The organism is Escherichia sp. Lx600-2, from assembly GCF_036662595.1.
Classification (GTDB): Bacteria; Pseudomonadota; Gammaproteobacteria; order Enterobacterales; family Enterobacteriaceae; genus Escherichia; species Escherichia coli.
In genome coordinates, this window is record NZ_JAYQWM010000007.1 from 1 (window position 1) to 19,720 (window position 19,720).

Here is a 19,720-nt window from a genome sequence, read left to right on the forward strand (position 1 = left end):
GGTGGAGCTGCATGACAAAGTCATCGGGCATTATCTGAACATAAAACACTATCAATAAGTTGGAGTCATTACCCAGGATGCAGTAATTTATCTTTGCCATTGTCTGCAGAAGAAATACAAGAAATCATCCCAAAATGAGATAGAGTTTCCAGGAATAAAACCTCCGGCATCAGAGAGTGAAATTAATATAACAGATAGTTTTGAATTTTATTCTCTCCTGGAGCTCAGTAAAGATAATGAGAGACGGCTGGAAACATTTCAAAAATGGTATGAAAAAAATAAAGTTTTGTTAGAAAGTCATAAACAAAAACGAACAGAGAAGATTGACGTTGCCGTACGACTTGTAGGGCTGAAAGCCTATGATCTGCATGAAGGGATTCCGGATAGTCCAAAACGAAAAGTTAAAGATGGCATAAATGAAGACATCAAAGCCGATACCAGTTTACGCCTGCCAAAGACAAATATAAGTGATACGTCGCTAAACCGTTATCGCCGCACTGTTAAGGAGATTATCAATAACGAAATCGACGCATTCCTGTTGGAACAGAAGAAAAAAAATAAAAGATTTCCCTACAGTGAAGATAGAGATGTGATTCGACCTTTATGGGGAAAATGCCTGACCGGGCAGTAGATCACTGAGGGGATAACAGCCCGGTTATCCCCTGTTTGTTCTGCTTCAGGTTGCCAGAGCTCTAGGAACACGAGGCAATCGGCAAATTATGCGGCTTTTCCATTAACAGATTCGGCCACAAGAACGACAGTGTGTTTGTTTCGCTCAGGATGTTCACTCCAGATTTCTGATTCCGGGATGCTTTCCCCGTCATAACTGATCCGTTCGCCATCAAACGGGTAATACCGTGCGGAATCAGTATCTAAAATAAACACCTTCAGATTCGTTGAACGACGCGCAATATGCTGCCAGAGAGCTTTTCCTCCTTCATATTGCTCGTTATCACTTAATAGTACAACGCCCGCTTTTGTGACTATCGTTTCATAAACAAACGTTGCAAGACCAACATCGCGTACAGCTCCATCGACAACAATCCCTTCAATCTGAGCAACATCCTGTTCTTCCCAGAATTTCTGGACAAACACGCCTTCAAGTCGGGGACGACGCTGAAGCTCCAGAGTGGCAACAACCTTATGGCGAACATCACCATCAATAACAGAAGGTGCAGCTTCGATTACCGCAGCAAACGGAGTCTTTGGATCCCAGATGATCTGGTAAAGCACGCCCTGAATAGTTACTCCATCCAGTATCGAAAAACGACGGGCTACAGTAGCAGGGGAGTAAGACATTGGAATTACAGCCATTTTAGAATCCCCTCTGAGTAATACAGGCACGAAAATTTACCTCAATAATTATAGTAAACAATACCAGAGCCAGGCGCATCAACAATACTCATCAATTGTACTCAAGTCGTACAACGATCAGGAACGCCCTCACCTTCTACCAAACAGATTGACAACATTATTGCCTGTTTGCTGTTGATAGTTATTAACCCGGTCTTCCCAGATCTCAAGTGCTCTGCGTTTTTCTGGCAAATAATCGTATCGATCATAATGTTTTGAACTGACATCGTTCAACGCATGATTTTGAATACGATCGCGGATTTCCTTACTGATTCCAGCTTCTCCCATTAACGTTTTACAGGTCCGACGTAAGTCACGTGCTGTAAAAATTTTAAAGTCAGGATTACAAGCCCGGAAATACATGATAGCGCGAGCCAGACTGTCCGTACGAACCGGACGCTTACCATTAGTCGAAAGCGGGAAAATGTAAGGGCTCGATTTTTCTTTTGTTAACTCCTGCACACAAGATAATTCCTGTAATGCTGATTCAGTCAACGGTATCAAATGTTCTCGCTTATTTTTAGAGACATCCGCAGTCACCAGCAGCGTTTTTTGCTGAAAATCAACATCACACCACTGACTGGCGATCATTTCGAAGGGACGTTGCCCCCCGGTATAGATACAGAATCGGATCAAATGTTGCATCAATAATCCAACGTTGGTTGCTTCAGCAAAATGTTCCATTAGAAAACGCAACTCTTCGAGTGTCAGCCAGGTGTCACCGACTTTTTCAGCAGATGACTGTTTCGGTATCACTGATACCGGATTGGCCTCCAGCCCAAAAGTAATCCCTACACTTGTGTTCATCGGATCGTTATCAGCTTTCAGACCATAGTTAAATGCAGCCATCAGGTAAGAACGGATCCGGTTAGAGTGAACCACTGCACCGCGCTGAATGATCCCGGCCAGGATATGTTTAATCTGTCCGGAAGTCACATCTTTAGCTTTAGTCTCACGGGGGATCACTGTATAGCATTCATTTTCAAGGCGTTTCAGAACATCCTGCCATGTTCTCTTATTATCAATTTTCATTTTGTTAACATAACCATGAATCAATGCTTCAAATGAGCCCTGTGATTGATGGAGTTGTATCCGCTGCTGTTCTGCAAGCTGTTGTCGCTCCAGTTCTGTCTGGGGATCCTTTCCTTCAATGAGCCAGGCACCATACTTTTTTGCCAGTTCATTCGCTGTAGCCAGTTTCATCTCAGGCCATATACCCAATTGAATGAATCTTTCTTTTTTCCCTTTTTCCACGTAATAGCGGAAATAGAAAATTTTGCTGCCAGAAGACTGAACTTTGATGCCAAGTCGTCCAGTGCCACGTTGAGAACTGTTGCTCCAGACATAGAACGATGTCTTTTTTGCTTTCAATGCTCGGATAGCTGTTTCAGTTAGATTGACGGCCATAGAACCTCTTTTCTAAACCAGTAACAATCAAAATAACTCGTAAATTTGGGTCAGGTAATGGGTCAGGTAACGATCGTACAATGGAGAAAAAACGGAACCAAGCGGAAACAGAAGCAATTACATAATTACTTGATTATAAACAATTAATAAAACAATTACGAACAAACCAAAACAATATAGAATGGACTTGCCTCATGACTCATAATCGCCAGGTCGCTGGTTCAAATCCAGCAAGGGCCACCATCACATACCGCCATTAGCTCATCAGGAAAGAGCGCCAGCCTTCGAAGCTGGTTGCGCGGGGTTCAAGTCCCCGATGGCGGTCCATTATCTGCATCATGCGTTGTTAGCTCAGCCGGACAGAGCAATTGCCTTCTAAGCAATCGGTCACTGGTTCGAATCCAGTACAACGCGCCACACTTATTTTCCCTGGCTCGCTTTTGCGGGCTTTTTATTACAGGAAAGACACCGGACAGTGAAATGTTAAATGCCTCACAATTCAGGCAGTTGATGATTGTCTGGTTGACGGAGAGTTGTTAAAAAATTTTTGCATGGTGAATCCCCCTGTGCGGAGGGGCAATCAGCGAGTAGGTATATGGGATAATCGCGGATTCAGGTGCTGGTACTGAATTCACCGGGAGGCACCCGGCACCATGCAGTTATGCAATGTAAATGTTCACACAAGCAAATCCCCTCTCCGGAGGGGATTTTTTTATGCAAAAAAAGCCCGAGTGTGTTCGGGCAACAGCATGAGATACCTGCATTGTCATTTTTATCGTGTGGATTTTAACCAGGGTTTATAAGGCTGCGCAACTGCGCGGCCTTTTTCGTTTTGCGGGCTGCGGTTCTCCTCTTTTGATTCTCCGTGTAGCCGGACCGTGGCCCGCAACTGTTGAGGAAAATCCCGGAAAGGGGAGGAATAATGGCATTTAAACACTATGACGTGGTCAGGGCGGCGTCGCCGTCAGACCTTGCGGAGCGACTGACACAAAAACTGAAGGAGGGCTGGCAGCCGTTTGGCAGTCCTGTGGCTATCACTCCTTATACACTGATGCAGGCTATTGCCGCAGAGGGTGATGTGACCACGCCTGTGGTTGTGCCCGACACAGGGGCTGGTGGCTCTCCGGGAGTGGCTATCACTGAACCGGAGTATTACTACGTTATTCCCCTGGCCGGGCAGTCGAACGGTATGGCCTATGGTGAGGGGCTTCCTCTGCCGCAGACCTATGATCGCCCTGACTCCCGTATTAAGCAGCTGGCCCGTCGCAGCACTGTGACGCCGGGTGGTGATACCTGTGCATACAATGACGTTATTCCGGCAGACCACTGTCTGCATGATGTTCAGGACATGAGCGCACTTAACCATCCTCATGCAGACCTGAGTAAGGGCCAGTACGGGACTGTCGGTCAGGGGCTGCATATTGCCAAAAAACTGCTGCCTTATATCCCGCAGAATGCCGGGATACTTCTGGTGTCCTGTTGCCGTGGCAGTTCGGCATTTACCACCGGAGCCGACGGCTCATTCAGTGAGGTCAGCGGTGCTTCCGCTGATTCTTCACGCTGGGGAGCCGGTAAACCCCTGTATCAGGACCTGCTCAGTCGCACCAGAGCGGCGCTGGCGAAGAACCCGAAAAATAAACTTCTGGCTGTGGTATGGATGCAGGGAGAGGCAGACCTTGCTTCAGGAAGTCAGCAGCATAATGGTTTATTCACAGCCATGGTTCAGCAGTTCAGAACCGACCTGTCTCCACTTGCAGCGCAGTGCGTGAGTGGAAATGCTGGCACGGTGCCGTGGATTTGTGGTGATACCACGTATTACTGGAAAAACACGTATGCCACGCAGTATGAAACAGTCTATGGCGCATATAAAAATCTGACCGCACAGAATATTTTCTTTGTACCGTTCCTGACGGATGAGAATGGACAGAACACGCCAACGAATGCTCCGGCGGAAGACCCGGATATTGTGGCTGTCGGGTATTACGGTGCGGCATCCCGAACCCAGGGCAGTTTTGTTTCGACACAGCGTGACAGCCATTTCAGCTCATGGGCACGCAGGGGCGTCATTTCAGACCGTCTGGCCTCAGCTATTATGCTCCATGCAGGGCGCACGGCTGAACTGATGCGCGGGCAGACCGTGACACCACCGGATGAGAAGCCGTCACCTGATACACCATCAAAACCGTCCACACCACCGGCTGACACAACGACAATGAGCACGTTGCTTGCTTACCGGGCATCAGAGTCTGAAGGACAGCTGGCACCACAGGGCTGGACTGCCGGTGGTGGCAAGGCTCAAATCGTGGATGATGCCGGAGCCAGCGGGGGTAAGGCAATGAAACTGACCAAGGAAACAGGTAAATCCTCCTGGTACCTTGAGCATGATGCCGGTAATGGTGCAGACCTGCTGGGTAAAGGTGGTCTTGTCAGCTGCCGGTTTAAGGTTGACGGCACACTGACGGCTAATCAGTACGCACTGGCGCTGTACTGGCCGGTTTCTGCCCTGCCACAAGGGGTTACCCTGGAAGGTAATGCCGGTCATAACCTGCTGGCATCGTTTTATGTTCAGAGCGATGCCACAGACCTTAACGTGATGTACCACAAGGGTAATCCAGGCCAGAACACGAAGCTGGGTTCATTCGGTGCATTTAATAACGAATGGCATACGCTGGCATTCCGTTTTGCCGGTAATAACAGCATTCAGGTGACGCCGGTGATTGATGGACAGGACGGGACACCGTTCATGCTGTCGCAGTCTCCGGTCGGCACGTTTACGGCAGACAAGTTGCGCGTGACCGATATCACTAACGGTGCAACATACCCGGTGCTGATTGACAGCATTGTGGTGGAAGTGAATAACGCGTAAGCAGGATAAAAAAATGCCGCCGGGAAAGGGAAAACAAGAAACCGGCGGCAAAGGTTGTCACATCCAAAGCAAAACATGCAGGACGCTTTTTTAACCAACAGGTATTAACGATGTCAACACCATATCAATAACTGGGAGGGATAATGACATTTTTACAGCTTATTTTATTGTATTTCTGTACAGCAGTTTGTGTGCTGTATCTTCTTTCTGGTGGGTACAGAGTCGTGAGAGATTTCTGGTGCAGACAGATTGACAAAAGGGCCGCTGAGAAAATCAGCGCCAGTCAGTCAGCCGGAACAAAACCCGAAGAGCCTCTCATTCCGTAGCAACTTTCTTAACAACACCTTTCAACGAGAAAATACCATGTCAGAAATAAAATCGCTGGTCACTGCTGAAGCAGTGAAGGATGTTCTGCGCTCTGAAGAAGTCAGGAGCGCACTGAAACAGCAACTTCGTCAGAATCTTGAGGCGCGTCTTGATGCTGAAGTGGATGCCATTCTGGATGAACTGCTGGGGGTAACGGCTGCTCACGGGCCTGAAGACGGTGCGGGTGACAGTGCTGTTTCAGATGGTGTCGTGTCTCAGCCTGATGGTGGCAGTGAGCCTCAGCCTGACGGCGAAATGATGATGTAACCATGCGCAGGGGCTGTCGGTGTGAGCTGATGCCCCTCTTGTTGTTGTGAGCTTCCGGATTGCGGGAGACGGGGTATGTACCAGATGGAAAAAATCACAACAGGTGTGTCATACACCACGTCAGCGGTGGGGACGGGCTACTGGTTCCTGCAGCTGCTGGACAGGGTTTCCCCGTCTCAGTGGGCGGCAATAGGCGTGCTGGGGAGTCTGCTGTTTGGTCTGCTGACATATCTGACGAACCTGTATTTCAAAATTAAAGAAGACCGGCGTAAGGCGGCGCGGGGAGAGTAGACGATGAATAAACAATACGAACTGGTTGTTAAAGGGATAAATAATTACCCGGATAAGATTACTGTTACTGTGGCGCTGGAAACGGGTGGGTATACGTCACTGTTGTTGCCAAATGTGGCGATTAGTCTTGACCGTACTGAAGGTGCCACGCTGGAGTTTTACGAAGCTGAGGCGAAAAAGCAGGCGAAGCAGTTTTTCATGGATGTTGCTGCCGGGTTATGTGAAGGGAACGAACCGTTGCCGGAAAAGCGCCCCGTAATTTTAGAGGCGCAGGATGTGTTGATAACCTACAGAGGAAAACTACCGGGAATAATTACTGGTTCTCTGAAGACTCCACCGCTGGCCTGAAGACTTAACATATCCAGGGATTTGAAATCGATAAACCCTGATAAATATCCATGAACGCAAAAATCAGATACGGCCTGTCGGCTGCCGTTCTGGCGCTGATTGCCGCAGGTGCGCCTGCGCCTGACATTCTCGACCAGTTTCTGGATGAAAAGGAAGGTAACCACACCACGGCATACCGTGATGGTGCGGGTATCTGGACCATCTGCCGTGGAGCCACCCGGGTGGATGGTAAGCCTGTCCTCCCGGGCATGAAGTTGTCGAAGGAAAAATGCGACCAGGTTAACGCCATTGAACGTGATAAGGCGCTGGCATGGGTGGCGAAAAACATCAAAGTGCCACTGACTGAACCCCAGAAAGCGGGTATTGCGTCATTCTGTCCTTACAACATTGGCCCAGGTAAGTGTTTCCCGTCGACGTTTTATAAACGAATTAATGCAGGAGATCGAAAAGGTGCCTGCGAAGCGATTCGCTGGTGGATTAAGGACGGTGGCAGAGACTGCCGTATTCGCTCAAATAACTGTTATGGTCAGGTATCCCGTCGTGACCAGGAGAGCGCTCTGGCGTGCTGGGAAATCGACAGATAAGCAGAATATTTTGCTGAAAAATGACGTTGGCCAGCGCGGGCGGATAACACGAAATCCTGCGAACTGGCAAAATGTAAGTGAATAAAGTTAGGCAGATTATTTCACGCAGAGGCACCGTAATGGTGCCTTTGTCATTTCTGCGCTTCGCACAAGCGTAAATAAACCAAAGAACCTTTCAGGATGAGCCCTGGTGGATAACCGGCAGTGGTCTGGTTAACCCTCTTTGGGCTGGTTATTCCTGTGCGCAGGGTTCATCACTAAAAGGAATCAACCATGAAAGAGATGATTTCTGTCGATCATGAAATATCCATGAGTAGTCTGGATTTTCTGAATAACATTATTAATCCAGCCCGGGCAGAAGCCGGAGAAGTCCCTCATGAACCGCGTAAGTTTCTTGCAAAAATTGAGGATGAGCTAGAGCTTGATGGAACCGGAAAAAAATTCCGGTTAAACAATAACCAGACAAGAACGGCATACTATGATCTGGATTTTGACCAGATGATGCTCGTTGGCATGAGGGAGTCAAAGGCCGTTCGTCGTTCTGTGCTGGCAAGACTCAAAGCGATGCATGGTATTCAGATCCCCCGGACTTTACCTGAGGCGTTGCGATTTGCGGCAAAACTGGCTGAACAGAAAGCAGTGCTGGAAAATCAACTGGCAATAGCAGCGCCGAAGGCTGAATTTGTTGATAACTATGTTGAAGCATCTGGTCTGATGGGATTCCGGGAAGTTGCTAAGTTACTCGGTATCAAAGAAACCGATTTCCGGCTGTTTTTGTTGGAGAACGGAATAATGTATCGCCTCGCTGGAAAAATGACGCCTTACTCGTATCACCTGGATGCGGGGCGGTTTAGCGTGAAAACGGGCGAGGCGGGCAATGGTCATGCTTTTACGCAGGTTAAATTCACCCCAAAAGGTGTTCAGTGGATTGCTGGTCTGCTTGCTGCATGGAGAGCTACCGCAGCATGAAGATGATAAAAATGGACTGGAAATTTTTGTTGGTCTGGCTGATTCCGTTTTTATGGGTGGTTGCCAGGTTAATTACTGCTATTAAGAGGTAAAGATGTCAGACAAACTCATAATGCTGGCGAAGGGCCTTTGTGTAATCGTCGGTATTTCATTTTCACTAATGCTGGTTGCTCTTTTTCTTTCCATAACCTGGATGGCGTTGACTTCAGCAGGGCTGGTGGGGTGAGCATAAACCGAATGCTTTCCGCGTTTACCGTTATTCTGCTGGTGGTCTGTGGTGCGCTGTGGCTGGCAACAGACCATTACCGTGATAACGCCATCACCTACAAAGCGCAGCGCGATAAAAAAGCCAGAGAGCTGGAGCTGGCAAACGCAACCATTACTGACATGCAGCAGCGCCAGCGTGATGTTGCTGCGCTTGATGCCAGATACTCAAGGGAATTAGCCGATGCGAGAGCTGAAAATGAAACTCTGCGTGCTGATGTTGCCGCTGGCCGTAAGCGCCTGCGGATCAACGCCACCTGCTCCGGTACCGTGCGTGAAGCCACCGGCACCTCCGGAATGGATAATGCAACCGGCCCCCGACTGGCAGACACCGCTGAACGGGATTATTTCACCCTCAGAGAGCGGTTGATGACAATGCAGAAGCAACTGGAAGGGGCGCAGGACTATATCCGCACTCAGTGTATTAACTAGTATTTTTGTTATCCGGAGAATGCATGAAGAAATTACTGGTAACCGTAAAGCCTTTTCAGGGAACAATTCCGTTCCGTATTTTGCAGCGTGGTCGTGTTCTTGTTGAAGGTTCGTTCAGTGGTAAATGTACGCAATTACACTCCCGGACCTTTCAGGTGAATGCCACGAATGAAGAGCTAACCGTTGAGTGTACGATGAATGCCGCTAAATGCCGCATGGTATTCGCTGCATTACAGCCAGTGTGTTGAGCGACCTTATTATCCATGCGCGGTATTGTCGCCGTATCCCCGCATTAACAGAGACCGCAGCCCGACAGGGAGACTCCTCTGCGAGAGTGTGCGGGATAATCAAAAACGATACACACCGGGGTTTACCGCGTTAACGGAGCGCGGCGTTGTCCCCTCATGGTCGCTGGTCCGGTGCGATGGTGGAAGAAACCGGACGATGTGTTACCTCGCAAGCTCTGTTATGTCATGTGTCTGATTTGTGATTTAAGTCGGATAATTGTCGTTGCCATTAAGCAGAGGATTGATGACCGACAGGGTGGCATTGTTAGAATAAGACTTATTCTTATCTGTGCCGGGAATGAAAATGAAAAGAAACCTTCCGTTAATTATTTTGTTGTCTTCTCTGGTTATGGGCTGTACGCAACATAAAACAGATATGCCCCGACAGTTGGTTAAGGCATTACCACAATATCCGGCCTATGCAGCGGCAAATTATATAAAGGGACGGGTTGATGTGAAGTTTGATATTGGTGCTGATGGTACTGTCACCCGAATTGAGTTTATCCGTTCAGAGCCGCACCATTTGTTTGATGAGCAGGTTGTAAAGGCGATGGCAAAATGGCGATTTGAGAAGGACAGGCCGTGTAAAGGCGTGAAGAAAACGTTTATCTTTAGTCCTTCTGCACCCTGATTATTTCATCAGAAATTAATTATCACTCTGTTGTTATTCTGTACATCCCGGCAGGGTAAGTCTTGTTCCGTCGGATATGAAGATGAAATATTGTTGGAGGACAGTGGGTACCTGCTCCTGTAGCCGAACGTTCATTTCTCGTTATTTTTCATGCTGGCCGGGCGCAGATGCGTTGCATCTGTTGCCAGCCTTCTCCTGCAGGCTTCAATAACCCACGCTGAAAAGTTTCCTGAACCTTTCAGATCAAGAGCGATGTTAATTTGTTCAATCATCTGGTTTGGAAATCGGATGTTGCGGGTTGTTGTTCTGCGGGTTCTGTTCTTTGATGACATAATGTTTCCCCATATTCAGTGTTGCTGATTTGTATTATCTGAAGTTGCTTTTACGTTAATTTGATGCAGATCAATCAATACGATACCTGCGTCATAATTGATTATTTCTCGTGGTTTGATGGCGTACACACATGTTGTGATAAACCTTATATAGATGATAATCATTATCATTTCGTGGGTCCTTTCCGGCGATCCGGGCCGTTACGGGGCGGCGACCTCGCGGATTTTCACTATTTATGAAAATTTTCCGGGATCCATGTCCGGTTTCTCTGCAAGTTAACCATATGAAAAATATAAAAACATGCTTTCCATGAACCGGGCATGCGCAAAAAATAGACACTAAAACCGGACATGACCGGTTTTGTTGTGATTGTGAGGTGAGAGTTTTTGCGAGGTGAGGAGTGGCTACGCAGACTGAAGTTGCCAGGCATTTAAGTCTGACCGATCGCCAGCTTCGCAGATTGCAGAAATTGCCGGGTGCCCCGATATCGAATAAGCGAGGGCAACTGGATCTGGATGCCTGGCGCGATTTTTACATATCGTATCTGAGAAGAAGTAAAAACGATGTGCCTGATGGCGATAGCGAAGACGACTATGAGGAGAAATTGCTTATTGCCAGATGGGAACTGACAGCAGAACAGGCTGTTACACAGCAGTTAAAAAATGAGGTGTCAAAAGGAAAACTTATTGACACCGGGTTCTGTATTTTTGCCCTCAGCAAGCTGGCAATGGCGTTATCCAGTACGCTTGATTCCATCCCTTTATCCATGCAGCGACAGTTTCCTGATTTAACACCGCGCCATCTTGACCATCTGAAAACCCTTATTGCGAAGGGGGCAAATCAGTGTGCGCGGGCGGGGGATAAATTACCGGATTTACTCGATGAATATATCAGAGCAACAACTGAATAATATGATGAGTGCTGTCACAACAGCATTACAGCCCCTGATAAGGGCATTGCCGGTGACGCCAGTTGAATGGGCTGATCAAAATTATTATCTGCCTAAAGAATCTTCATATGGTGAGGGAGAATGGAAAACGCTGCCGTTCCAGATCGCCATCATGAACAGCATGGGGAATGATCAGATCCGGACTGTTAATCTGATTAAATCTGCCCGTGTTGGCTATACAAAGATGTTGCTGGGAGTCGCCGGGTATTTTATTGAGCATAAATCCCGAAACAGTCTGCTTTTTCAGCCCACGGATTCTGCCGCTGAAGATTTTATGAAGTCTCACGTGGAGGCGACGATTCGCGATGTTCCCTGCCTGAAAAAACTTTCTCCCTGGCTGGGACGTAAACATCGTGATAATACCATCACGCTGAAACGCTTTTCATCGGGTGTGGGCTTCTGGTGCCTGGGCGGCGCTGCCGCCAAAAACTACCGTGAAAAATCCGTGGACGTGGTCTGCTATGACGAACTTTCCTCGTTCGAGCCGGATGTCGAAAAAGAGGGCTCGCCAACCCTGCTGGGGGATAAGCGTATTGAGGGCTCGGTATGGCCAAAATCCATTCGCGGCTCGACGCCTAAAATAAAAGGCTCCTGCCAGATCGAAAAAGCGGCCAACGAGTCGGCGCATTTCATGCGTTTTTATGTGCCCTGCCCGCACTGTGGGGAGGCGCAGTATCTGAAATTTGGCGATGAGTCCACGCCTTTTGGCCTTAAATGGGAGAAGGACAGCCCCGAAAGCGTTTTCTACCTCTGTGAACATCATGGCTGCGTGATCCATCAGTCTGAGCTTGACCAGAGCAACGGGCGGTGGATCTGTGAAAACACGGGGATGTGGACCCGCGACGGTCTGACGTTTTTCAGCGCCGCGGATAATGAAATTCCGCCGCCGCGCTCCATCACATTCCATATCTGGACGGCGTACAGTCCGTTCACCACCTGGGTACAGATTGTCTATGACTGGCTGGATGCACTGAAAGATCCCAACGGCCTGAAAACCTTTGTGAACACCACGCTGGGCGAGACCTGGGAAGAGGCCGTGGGCGAAAAACTCGATCACCAGGTGCTGATGGATAAGGTTGTGCGTTACACGGCTGCGGTGCCTTCCCGGGTGGTTTATCTGACGGCGGGCATTGACTCGCAGCGAAACCGTTTTGAGATGTATGTCTGGGGATGGGCTCCGGGAGAGGAAGCCTTTCTGGTGGATAAAATCATCATTATGGGGCGTCCCGATGAGGAAGAGACGCTGTTACGTGTGGATGTGGCGATCAACAAAAAATACCGCCATGCAGACGGAACCGAAATGACCATTTCCCGTGTCTGCTGGGACACCGGGGGGATCGATGGCGAAATTGTCTATCAGAGGTCAAAAAAACACGGTGTTTTCCGGGTGCTGCCGGTAAAAGGTGCATCTGTTTATGGCAAGCCGGTGATCACCATGCCAAAAACCCGCAATCAGCGGGGCGTGTATCTGTGCGAAGTGGGGACGGACACCGCAAAAGAAATTCTCTATGCCCGTATGAAAGCCGATCCCACGCCTGCGGATGAAGCCACGTCGTATGCCATCCGTTTTCCTGATGATCCGGAGATTTTTTCGCAGACAGAGGCGCAGCAACTGGTGGCGGAAGAGCTTGTGGAGAAGTGGGAAAAAGGAAAGATGCGTCTGCTGTGGGATAACAAAAAGCGGCGTAACGAAGCGCTGGACTGCCTGGTGTATGCCTACGCGGCATTACGTGTGTCCGTGCAACGCTGGCAGCTTGATCTGGCTGTACTGGCAAAATCCCGGGAAGAAGAGACGACCCGGCCAACCCTTAAAGAACTGGCAGCGAAGCTGTCCGGAGGAGTGAATGGTTACAGTCGCTGAACTGCAGGCGCTGCGTCAGGCGCGCCTTGATTTATTAACCGGTAAACGGGTGGTGTCTGTCCAGAAAGATGGTCGCAGAATTGAATATACGGCGGCTTCTCTGGATGAGCTTAACCGGGCGATCAATGATGCGGAGTCGGTACTGGGGACAACCCGGCGTCGCCGTCGTCCGCTGGGAGTGAGGTTATGAAACGAACGCCTGTCCTGATTGATGTGAACGGCGTTCCGCTTCGTGAGAGTCTCAGCTACAACGGGGGCGGTGCAGGATTTGGCGGGCAAATGGCTGAGTGGTTGCCACCGGCGCAGAGTGCCGATGCGGCCCTGCTACCCGCGTTGCGTCTGGGGAATGCCCGGGCAGATGATCTGGTGCGCAATAACGGAATAGCGGCTAATGCGGTGGCTCTGCATAAGGATCACATTGTCGGGCATATGTTTCTGATCAGCTACCGTCCGAACTGGCGCTGGCTGGGGATGCGGGAGACCGCAGCAAAAAGCTTTGTCGATGAGGTGGAGGCGGCCTGGTCGGAATACGCCGAAGGGATGTTTGGCGAGATCGACGTGGAAGGAAAACGCACGTTCACGGAATTTATCCGTGAAGGTGTGGGCGTTCATGCGTTTAACGGCGAAATCTTTGTGCAGCCGGTCTGGGATACGGAAACCACGCAGTTATTCCGTACGCGTTTTAAAGCCGTGAGTCCGAAACGGGTGGACACGCCTGGACACGGTATGGGGAACCGTTTTCTGCGGGCCGGTGTGGAGGTCGATCGATATGGCCGTGCCGTCGCGTACCATATTTGTGAGGACGATTTTCCGTTCTCTGGTAGTGGACGATGGGAACGGATCCCGCGTGAACTTCCCACCGGGCGTCCGGCCATGCTGCATATTTTCGAGCCGGTGGAGGACGGGCAGACCCGTGGGGCTAATCAGTTTTACAGCGTCATGGAACGGCTGAAGATGCTCGATTCCCTGCAGGCAACACAGCTTCAGTCGGCCATAGTGAAGGCGATGTATGCAGCGACGATTGAAAGTGAACTTGATACCGAAAAGGCCTTTGAATATATCGCCGGTGCGCCGCAGGGGCAGAAGGATAATCCGCTTATTAATATTCTGGATAAGTTCTCCACCTGGTATGACACGAATAGCGTGACGCTGGGCGGTGTCAAAATTCCGCACCTTTTCCCCGGTGATGATCTGAAACTTCAGACCGCGCAGGATTCAGACAATGGATTTTCGGCGCTTGAACAGGCGCTGCTGCGGTATATCGCCGCCGGTCTTGGCGTTTCCTACGAACAGTTGTCCCGTGATTACTCGAAGGTCAGTTATTCAAGTGCCCGCGCATCCGCCAATGAGTCGTGGCGCTATTTTATGGGGCGGCGAAAATTTATTGCGTCCCGGCTGGCCACGCAGATGTTTTCCTGCTGGCTGGAAGAGGCACTTCTTCGGGGGATTATTCGTCCGCCACGGGCACGTTTTGATTTTTATCAGGCGCGATCAGCCTGGTCACGGGCTGAGTGGATTGGAGCCGGAAGAATGGCCATTGACGGGCTCAAGGAGGTTCAGGAATCAGTGATGCGCATTGAGGCCGGACTGAGCACGTATGAGAAAGAGCTGGCGCTGATGGGCGAGGATTATCAGGACATTTTCCGCCAGCAGGTCAGGGAATCTGCAGAGCGGGAAAAAGCCGGACTCTCACGTCCGGTGTGGATAGCGCAGGCGTATCAGCAGCAGATAGCGGAGAGTCGCAGGCCGGAAGAGGAGACAACACCACGTGAGACGTAATCTTTCACACATTATTGCCGCAGCATTCAATGAACCGCTGCTTCTGGAGCCCGCCTATGCGCGGGTTTTCTTTTGCGCGCTCGGGCGCGAGATGGGGGCAGCAAGTCTTTCGGTACCACAACAGCAGGTACAGCTTGATGCTCCCGGAATGCTGGCTGAAACGGACGAGTACATGGCCGGAGGTAAACGACCGGCCCGTGTTTACCGGGTGGTGAACGGTATTGCGGTACTGCCGGTGAGCGGCACGCTGGTGCACCGGCTGGGGGGGATGCGGCCATTTTCCGGAATGACTGGCTATGACGGCATTGTCGCCTGTCTTCAGCAGGCAATGGCAGATAGCCAGGTGCGGGGCATACTGCTGGACATTGACAGTCCGGGCGGGCAGGCCGCCGGCGCGTTTGACTGCGCTGACATGATTTACCGCCTCCGTCAGCAGAAGCCGGTCTGGGCACTGTGCAATGACACGGCCTGTTCTGCAGCCATGCTGCTGGCGTCGGCCTGCTCCCGACGGCTGGTTACCCAGACATCCCGTATCGGCTCCATTGGCGTGATGATGAGCCATGTCAGCTATGCCGGTCATCTGGCGCAGGCCGGTGTGGATATCACGCTGATTTATGCCGGGGCGCACAAGGTGGATGGCAATCAGTTTGAAGCGTTGCCGGCAGAGGTTCGCCAGGATATGCAGCAGCGGATTGATGCGGCGCACCGGATGTTTGCCGAAAAAGTGGCGATGTATACCGGGTTGTCTGTGGATGCGGTCACGGGAACAGAGGCCGCCGTTTTTGAAGGTCAGTCCGGCATTGAGGCCGGGCTGGCGGATGAATTAATCAATGCGTCGGATGCCATCAGTGTGATGGCCACGGCGCTGAACAGTAATGTCAGAGGAGGCACTATGCCGCAATTAACTGCAACGGAAGCCGCCGTGCAGGAGAACCAGCGAGTGATGGGGATCCTGACATGCCAGGAAGCGAAAGGACGTGAACAGCTTGCCACGATGCTGGCAGGGCAACAGGGCATGAGCGTTGAACAGGCCCGGGCGATTCTGGCCGCGGCGGCACCGCAGCAGCCGGTGGCATCCGCGCAGAGTGAAGCCGATCGCATTATGGCGTGTGAAGAAGCGAACGGTCGTGAACAACTGGCAGTAACGCTGGCGGCGATGCCGGAGATGACGGTGGAAAAAGCCCGCCCGATCCTGGCTGCTTCACCGCAGGCGAATGCCGGACCATCACTCCGTGATCAGATCATGGCACTGGATGAGGCAAAAGGGGCTGAGGCGCAGGCTGAACAGCTGGCTGCCTGCCCGGGAATGACCGTGGAGAGCGCCAGGGCTGTGCTGGCTGCGGGATCAGGTAAGGCAGAACCGGTCTCTGCATCCACAACCGCCCTGTTTGAACATTTCATGGCGAACCATTCACCGGCTGCGGTCCAGGGGGGCGTGTCACAGGCGTCAGAAGACGGTGATGCGGACGTGAAAATGCTCATGGCCATGCCATGAAGTCAGTGCTGAACATCAATACGAGGTTTTAACAATATGGTGACGAAAACCATCACTGAACAGCGTGCGGAAGTACGTATTTTTGCCGGTAATGATCCGGCTCACACCGCCACAGGCAGCAGCGGGATTTCCTCGGCAACACCGGCACTGACACCCCTGATGCTGGATGGGGCCACCGGGAAACTGGTGGTCTGGGACGGACAGAAAGCCGGTAGTGCGGTTGGCATACTGGTACTGCCGCTTGAAGGCACAGAGGCGGTGCTGACGTATTACAAGTCGGGGACCTTTGCGACGGAGGCAATCCGCTGGCCTGAAAGTGTGGATGAACACAAAAAGGCCAACGCCTTTACCGGCAGTGCCCTGAGTCACGCGGCGCTGCCGTAACACGTTATCAGGCCACCGCGTTGGCCTGACTGATTTCTTAATGAAAGGAACTGATTTATGGGATTGTTTACGACCCGCCAGTTACTCGGTTATACCGAACAAAAAGTTAAATTCCGTGCGCTGTTTCTGGAGCTGTTTTTCCGCCGTACGGTGAATTTCCACACCGAAGAGGTGATGCTGGACAAAATTACCGGAAAAACGCCGGTGGCGGCCTATGTCTCCCCGATCGTTGAAGGAAAAGTGCTTCGCCATCGCGGTGGTGAAACCCGCGTGTTACGTCCGGGCTACGTCAAGCCCAAACACGAATTTAATTACCAGCAGGCGGTTGAGCGCCTTCCTGGTGAAGATCCGGCTCAGCTGAACGACCCGGCCTACCGTCGTCTGCGTATCATTACCGATAACCTCAAACAGGAAGAGCACGCTATTGTCCAGGTGGAAGAAATGCAGGCGGTGAATGCCGTGCTGTATGGCAAATACACCATGGAAGGGGAACAGTTTGACACGGTCGAGGTGGATTTCGGACGCTCTGAAGGAAATAACATTGAGCAGGCCGACGGTAAAAAATGGTCTGAGCAGGACCGTGATACGTTTGATCCGACGCATGATATTGACCTTTACTGCGATCAGGCCAGCGGTCTTGTGAATATTGCCATTATGGACGGTACGGTCTGGCGTCTGCTGAATGGCTTTAAGCTGTTCCGCGAAAAACTGGATACCCGTCGCGGCTCAAATTCACAACTCGAAACGGCAGTGAAAGACCTGGGAGCGGTGGTGTCTTTCAAAGGGTATTACGGTGATCTGGCCATTGTGGTGGCGAAAACGTCTTATGTGGCAGACGACGGTACCGAAAAACGTTATCTGCCGGTGGGCACACTGGTCCTGGGGAATACGGCAGCAGAGGGCATTCGTTGCTATGGTGCCATTCAGGATGCGCAGGCGTTGTCCGAAGGTGTGGTGGCCTCTTCCCGTTATCCGAAACACTGGCTGACTGTGGGCGATCCGGCCCGTGAATTCACCATGACGCAGTCCGCACCGCTGATGGTGCTGCCGGATCCGGATGAGTTTGTGGTGGTGCAGGTGAAATAATCCGTGAGCGGGGGCGAAATGCCCCCGTGTCTTTTTTCACAGGAGGCTGAGATGGCAACAAAAGAAGAAAATCTGAATCGTCTTCGTCAACTGGCTGGCCTGCTGGGGCGCGAGGCGGATATGTCGGGGAGTGCTGCGGATATTGCGCAACGTGTGTCTGAGTGGGAAGAGGAGCTTGCTGTTTCCCCGGAGGGCATTATGCACTCTGATGAGAGCGGGGCTGATCAAAATCACACAGACGATGGTGAGCAGTTGAACAACACGGATGCTCCGGATGATGTTAAAGCCGTCCGGGTACGGAAGTGCCTGCAAGTAATGGGGTATTGCCCGGAGACAGGTCGTCCCGTTGAGCTGGCGTTACGGGGTATGCGTGTTCTGGTGCCATCATCACTGGCAACGGCCATGATACAGCACGGAACGGCTGAATATGCGTGATTTTCAGAATGCCTTTGATGCTGCCCTCGCCGGGGTAGACAGTACGATCGTTGAAGTGATGGGGCTCTGTGCGCAGTTCACCTCGGGGGCACAGTGTGGCAGCGAAGTTCAGGGGGTTTTTGACGATCCGGAGTCGCTGGGGTTTGCCGGTGGCGGGGTCCGTATTGAAGGAAGCAGCCCGTCATTATTTGTGCGGACGGATACGGTTCGTGCCGTGCGGCGTGGTGACACGCTGACCATTAATGGTGAGACATTCTGGGTGGATCGTGTTTCTCCGGATGACGGGGGCAGCTGTTATCTCTGGCTCAACCGTGGGCAACCACCCGCAGTTAACCGGCGACGATAAACGCAGGGTGAATTATGGCGATAAAATGGCTTGATCAGGCGATTGACAATCTGAGCCGGGTTCGTAAAAACGCCATTCCGGCTGCTTCTGCAATGACCATTAACCGCGTGGCCACAACGGCGATTAATCAGTCTTCGTCACAGGTTGCCCGGGAAACCAGGGTGAGACGGAAACTGGTAAAGGAACGGTCCAGACTGAAACGGGCGACGGTCAGAAATCCGAATGCCAGAATTATCGTTAACCGCGGTGATCTCCCTGTGATTAAGCTGGGGATCAGAATGCTGGGGCGTCGTCCGAACAGCATACTCAAAGCCGGTCAGCATCGTTATCAGCGGGCATTTATCCAGCGATTAAATAATGGGCGCTGGCATGTTATGCAACGTCTTCCCCAGGCCAGATATGAGGAGGGCAATGACGACAAGGGAAGGAAAAAGCGTAATCGACTTCCCATTCAGGTGGTGAAAATCCCGATGGCGGCCCCACTGAAACAGGCATTTGATGAGAATGTTGACCGTATCCGGCGTGAACGCCTGCCTAAAGAACTGGCATACGCGCTGAAACAACAACTGAGGATTGCGATAAAACGATGAAACACACTGACATTCGTGCCGCAGTGCTGGATGCACTCGAGCAGCATGAACACGGGGCGACGCTGTTTGATGGTCGCCCCGTTGTTTTTGACGAAGAGGATTTTCCTGCGATCGCGGTTTATCTGACGGATGCAGAGTATACCGGTGAAGAGCTGGATGCAGATACCTGGCGGGCCACACTGCATATTGAGGTGTTTTTACCGGCACAGGTACCTGATTCGGAGCTCGATCAGTGGATGGAAAGCCGGATTTATCCGGCGATGACTGCGATCCCTGCACTGGCAGGACTGATTACCACGATGGTTACGCAGGGCTATGAGTATCGTCGTGATGACGATATGGCGTTATGGAGCTCTGCAGATCTGACTTATTCCATTACATACGAGATGTGAGGACG

26 protein-coding genes, 2 tRNA genes and 2 pseudogenes are annotated in these 19,720 nt (G+C 51.1%); 26 read left to right on the plus strand and 4 right to left on the minus strand.

Annotated elements, in window-relative coordinates; all coding sequences use genetic code 11:
* Position 1 precedes the first annotated feature (1 nt).
* Positions 2–58, plus strand: coding sequence for an IS1 family transposase (locus tag OQV04_RS24995; protein ID WP_003032489.1), 57 nt, complete (start codon positions 2–4; stop codon positions 56–58).
* Positions 59–73: 15 nt separating this feature from the next.
* Positions 74–631: pseudogene (locus tag OQV04_RS03930) on the plus strand (hypothetical protein); the annotation flags it as partial.
* An 86-nt stretch (positions 632–717) separates the two neighbouring features.
* Here OQV04_RS03930 and OQV04_RS03935 read toward each other — a convergent pair.
* Both OQV04_RS03935 and OQV04_RS03940 read right to left on the minus strand, forming a co-directional pair.
* Complete coding sequence (locus OQV04_RS03935; protein WP_047928883.1) at positions 718–1,314, minus strand: hypothetical protein; 597 nt, start codon at positions 1,312–1,314, stop codon at positions 718–720.
* A gap of 129 nt (positions 1,315–1,443) precedes the next feature.
* Entirely contained in the window at positions 1,444–2,760 is a 1,317-nt protein-coding gene (locus OQV04_RS03940; RefSeq protein ID WP_072661569.1) for a tyrosine-type recombinase/integrase, read from the minus strand.
* 250 nt (positions 2,761–3,010) lie between these two features.
* Here OQV04_RS03940 and OQV04_RS03945 point away from each other — a divergent pair.
* Both OQV04_RS03945 and OQV04_RS03950 read left to right on the plus strand, forming a co-directional pair.
* Positions 3,011–3,087, plus strand: a tRNA-Arg gene (locus tag OQV04_RS03945).
* A gap of 13 nt (positions 3,088–3,100) precedes the next feature.
* Positions 3,101–3,177 (plus strand) — tRNA-Arg (locus OQV04_RS03950).
* Positions 3,178–3,299: 122 nt separating this feature from the next.
* On the opposite strand, the pseudogene OQV04_RS03955 reads toward OQV04_RS03950, so the two are convergent.
* Positions 3,300–3,419: pseudogene (locus OQV04_RS03955) on the minus strand (hypothetical protein); the annotation flags it as partial.
* Positions 3,420–3,682: 263 nt separating this feature from the next.
* Between OQV04_RS03955 and OQV04_RS03960 the strand changes: the two are divergent.
* The 11 genes from OQV04_RS03960 (at position 3,683) to OQV04_RS04010 (ending at position 10,065) form a co-directional block, all read left to right on the plus strand.
* Positions 3,683–5,626 carry an SASA family carbohydrate esterase gene (locus tag OQV04_RS03960; protein WP_089655448.1) on the plus strand — a complete coding sequence of 648 codons (1,944 nt, stop codon included), beginning with the start codon at positions 3,683–3,685 and terminating at the stop codon, positions 5,624–5,626.
* A gap of 143 nt (positions 5,627–5,769) precedes the next feature.
* Positions 5,770–5,952: a DUF1378 family protein gene (locus tag OQV04_RS03965; protein WP_032253528.1), complete on the plus strand. Its 183-nt coding sequence runs from the start codon at positions 5,770–5,772 to the stop codon at positions 5,950–5,952.
* A gap of 37 nt (positions 5,953–5,989) precedes the next feature.
* Positions 5,990–6,259: a DUF826 domain-containing protein gene (locus OQV04_RS03970; RefSeq protein WP_032253529.1), complete on the plus strand. Its 270-nt coding sequence runs from the start codon at positions 5,990–5,992 to the stop codon at positions 6,257–6,259.
* A gap of 75 nt (positions 6,260–6,334) precedes the next feature.
* Positions 6,335–6,550 carry a class II holin family protein gene (locus tag OQV04_RS03975; protein ID WP_000284506.1) on the plus strand — a complete coding sequence of 72 codons (216 nt, stop codon included), beginning with the start codon at positions 6,335–6,337 and terminating at the stop codon, positions 6,548–6,550.
* Between the two features lie 3 nt (positions 6,551–6,553).
* Complete coding sequence (locus tag OQV04_RS03980) at positions 6,554–6,898, plus strand: YdfR family protein (RefSeq protein ID WP_053295529.1); 345 nt, start codon at positions 6,554–6,556, stop codon at positions 6,896–6,898.
* Positions 6,899–6,948: 50 nt separating this feature from the next.
* The gene (locus OQV04_RS03985; protein ID WP_106490414.1) at positions 6,949–7,482 is read left to right on the plus strand and encodes a lysozyme; all 534 of its coding nucleotides are present in this window, start codon (positions 6,949–6,951) and stop codon (positions 7,480–7,482) included.
* A gap of 273 nt (positions 7,483–7,755) precedes the next feature.
* Positions 7,756–8,451 carry a phage antirepressor protein gene (locus OQV04_RS03990; RefSeq protein ID WP_000661714.1) on the plus strand — a complete coding sequence of 232 codons (696 nt, stop codon included), beginning with the start codon at positions 7,756–7,758 and terminating at the stop codon, positions 8,449–8,451.
* A 94-nt stretch (positions 8,452–8,545) separates the two neighbouring features.
* Entirely contained in the window at positions 8,546–8,677 is a 132-nt protein-coding gene (locus OQV04_RS03995; RefSeq protein WP_001280922.1) for a hypothetical protein, read from the plus strand.
* Positions 8,678–8,688: 11 nt separating this feature from the next.
* Positions 8,689–9,147 carry a lysis protein gene (locus tag OQV04_RS25000; RefSeq protein WP_001487958.1) on the plus strand — a complete coding sequence of 153 codons (459 nt, stop codon included), beginning with the start codon at positions 8,689–8,691 and terminating at the stop codon, positions 9,145–9,147.
* A 23-nt stretch (positions 9,148–9,170) separates the two neighbouring features.
* A complete protein-coding gene (locus OQV04_RS04005) occupies positions 9,171–9,395 on the plus strand; it encodes a hypothetical protein (protein ID WP_101981593.1) in 225 nt (74 codons plus the stop codon).
* A gap of 343 nt (positions 9,396–9,738) precedes the next feature.
* Complete coding sequence (locus tag OQV04_RS04010) at positions 9,739–10,065, plus strand: TonB family protein (RefSeq protein ID WP_000828068.1); 327 nt, start codon at positions 9,739–9,741, stop codon at positions 10,063–10,065.
* A gap of 131 nt (positions 10,066–10,196) precedes the next feature.
* Here OQV04_RS04010 and OQV04_RS04015 read toward each other — a convergent pair whose 3' ends face one another.
* Positions 10,197–10,397 (minus strand): YlcI/YnfO family protein, encoded by a 201-nt coding sequence (locus OQV04_RS04015; protein WP_024258772.1) that lies wholly within the window; start codon positions 10,395–10,397, stop codon positions 10,197–10,199.
* Positions 10,398–10,798: 401 nt separating this feature from the next.
* Between OQV04_RS04015 and OQV04_RS04020 the strand changes: the two genes are divergently transcribed.
* The 11 genes from OQV04_RS04020 to OQV04_RS04070 are packed head-to-tail and all read left to right on the plus strand — an operon-like array spanning position 10,799 to position 19,715.
* Entirely contained in the window at positions 10,799–11,308 is a 510-nt protein-coding gene (locus OQV04_RS04020) for a terminase small subunit (protein ID WP_000235436.1), read from the plus strand.
* Entirely contained in the window at positions 11,280–13,208 is a 1,929-nt protein-coding gene (locus OQV04_RS04025) for a phage terminase large subunit family protein (protein WP_021565185.1), read from the plus strand. The genes OQV04_RS04020 and OQV04_RS04025 overlap by 29 nt, the downstream gene beginning before the upstream one ends.
* Positions 13,192–13,398, plus strand: coding sequence for a phage head-tail joining protein (locus OQV04_RS04030; RefSeq protein ID WP_000259002.1), 207 nt, complete (start codon positions 13,192–13,194; stop codon positions 13,396–13,398). Before OQV04_RS04025 ends, OQV04_RS04030 begins: the two co-directional genes overlap by 17 nt.
* Positions 13,395–14,987, plus strand: coding sequence for a phage portal protein (locus tag OQV04_RS04035; RefSeq protein ID WP_001355910.1), 1,593 nt, complete (start codon positions 13,395–13,397; stop codon positions 14,985–14,987). Before OQV04_RS04030 ends, OQV04_RS04035 begins: the two co-directional genes overlap by 4 nt.
* Positions 14,977–16,482 (plus strand): S49 family peptidase, encoded by a 1,506-nt coding sequence (locus OQV04_RS04040; protein ID WP_001253935.1) that lies wholly within the window; start codon positions 14,977–14,979, stop codon positions 16,480–16,482. Before OQV04_RS04035 ends, OQV04_RS04040 begins: the two co-directional genes overlap by 11 nt.
* A gap of 36 nt (positions 16,483–16,518) precedes the next feature.
* Positions 16,519–16,866: a head decoration protein gene (locus tag OQV04_RS04045; protein WP_000256835.1), complete on the plus strand. Its 348-nt coding sequence runs from the start codon at positions 16,519–16,521 to the stop codon at positions 16,864–16,866.
* 57 nt (positions 16,867–16,923) lie between these two features.
* Positions 16,924–17,952: a major capsid protein gene (locus OQV04_RS04050; protein ID WP_000522601.1), complete on the plus strand. Its 1,029-nt coding sequence runs from the start codon at positions 16,924–16,926 to the stop codon at positions 17,950–17,952.
* A 51-nt stretch (positions 17,953–18,003) separates the two neighbouring features.
* Positions 18,004–18,387, plus strand: a complete 384-nt coding sequence (gene gpFI, locus OQV04_RS04055) for a DNA-packaging protein FI (RefSeq protein ID WP_000201501.1) — start codon at positions 18,004–18,006, stop codon at positions 18,385–18,387.
* On the plus strand, positions 18,380–18,733 hold the full coding sequence (locus OQV04_RS04060; RefSeq protein ID WP_001204556.1) for a head-tail joining protein: 354 nt from the start codon (positions 18,380–18,382) through the stop codon (positions 18,731–18,733). The genes gpFI and OQV04_RS04060 overlap by 8 nt, the downstream gene beginning before the upstream one ends.
* A gap of 14 nt (positions 18,734–18,747) precedes the next feature.
* Positions 18,748–19,323, plus strand: coding sequence for a phage tail protein (locus OQV04_RS04065; RefSeq protein WP_269705855.1), 576 nt, complete (start codon positions 18,748–18,750; stop codon positions 19,321–19,323).
* The gene (locus OQV04_RS04070) at positions 19,320–19,715 is read left to right on the plus strand and encodes a phage minor tail U family protein (RefSeq protein WP_000683079.1); all 396 of its coding nucleotides are present in this window, start codon (positions 19,320–19,322) and stop codon (positions 19,713–19,715) included. The genes OQV04_RS04065 and OQV04_RS04070 overlap by 4 nt, the downstream gene beginning before the upstream one ends.
* Positions 19,716–19,720: the final 5 nt, after the last annotated feature.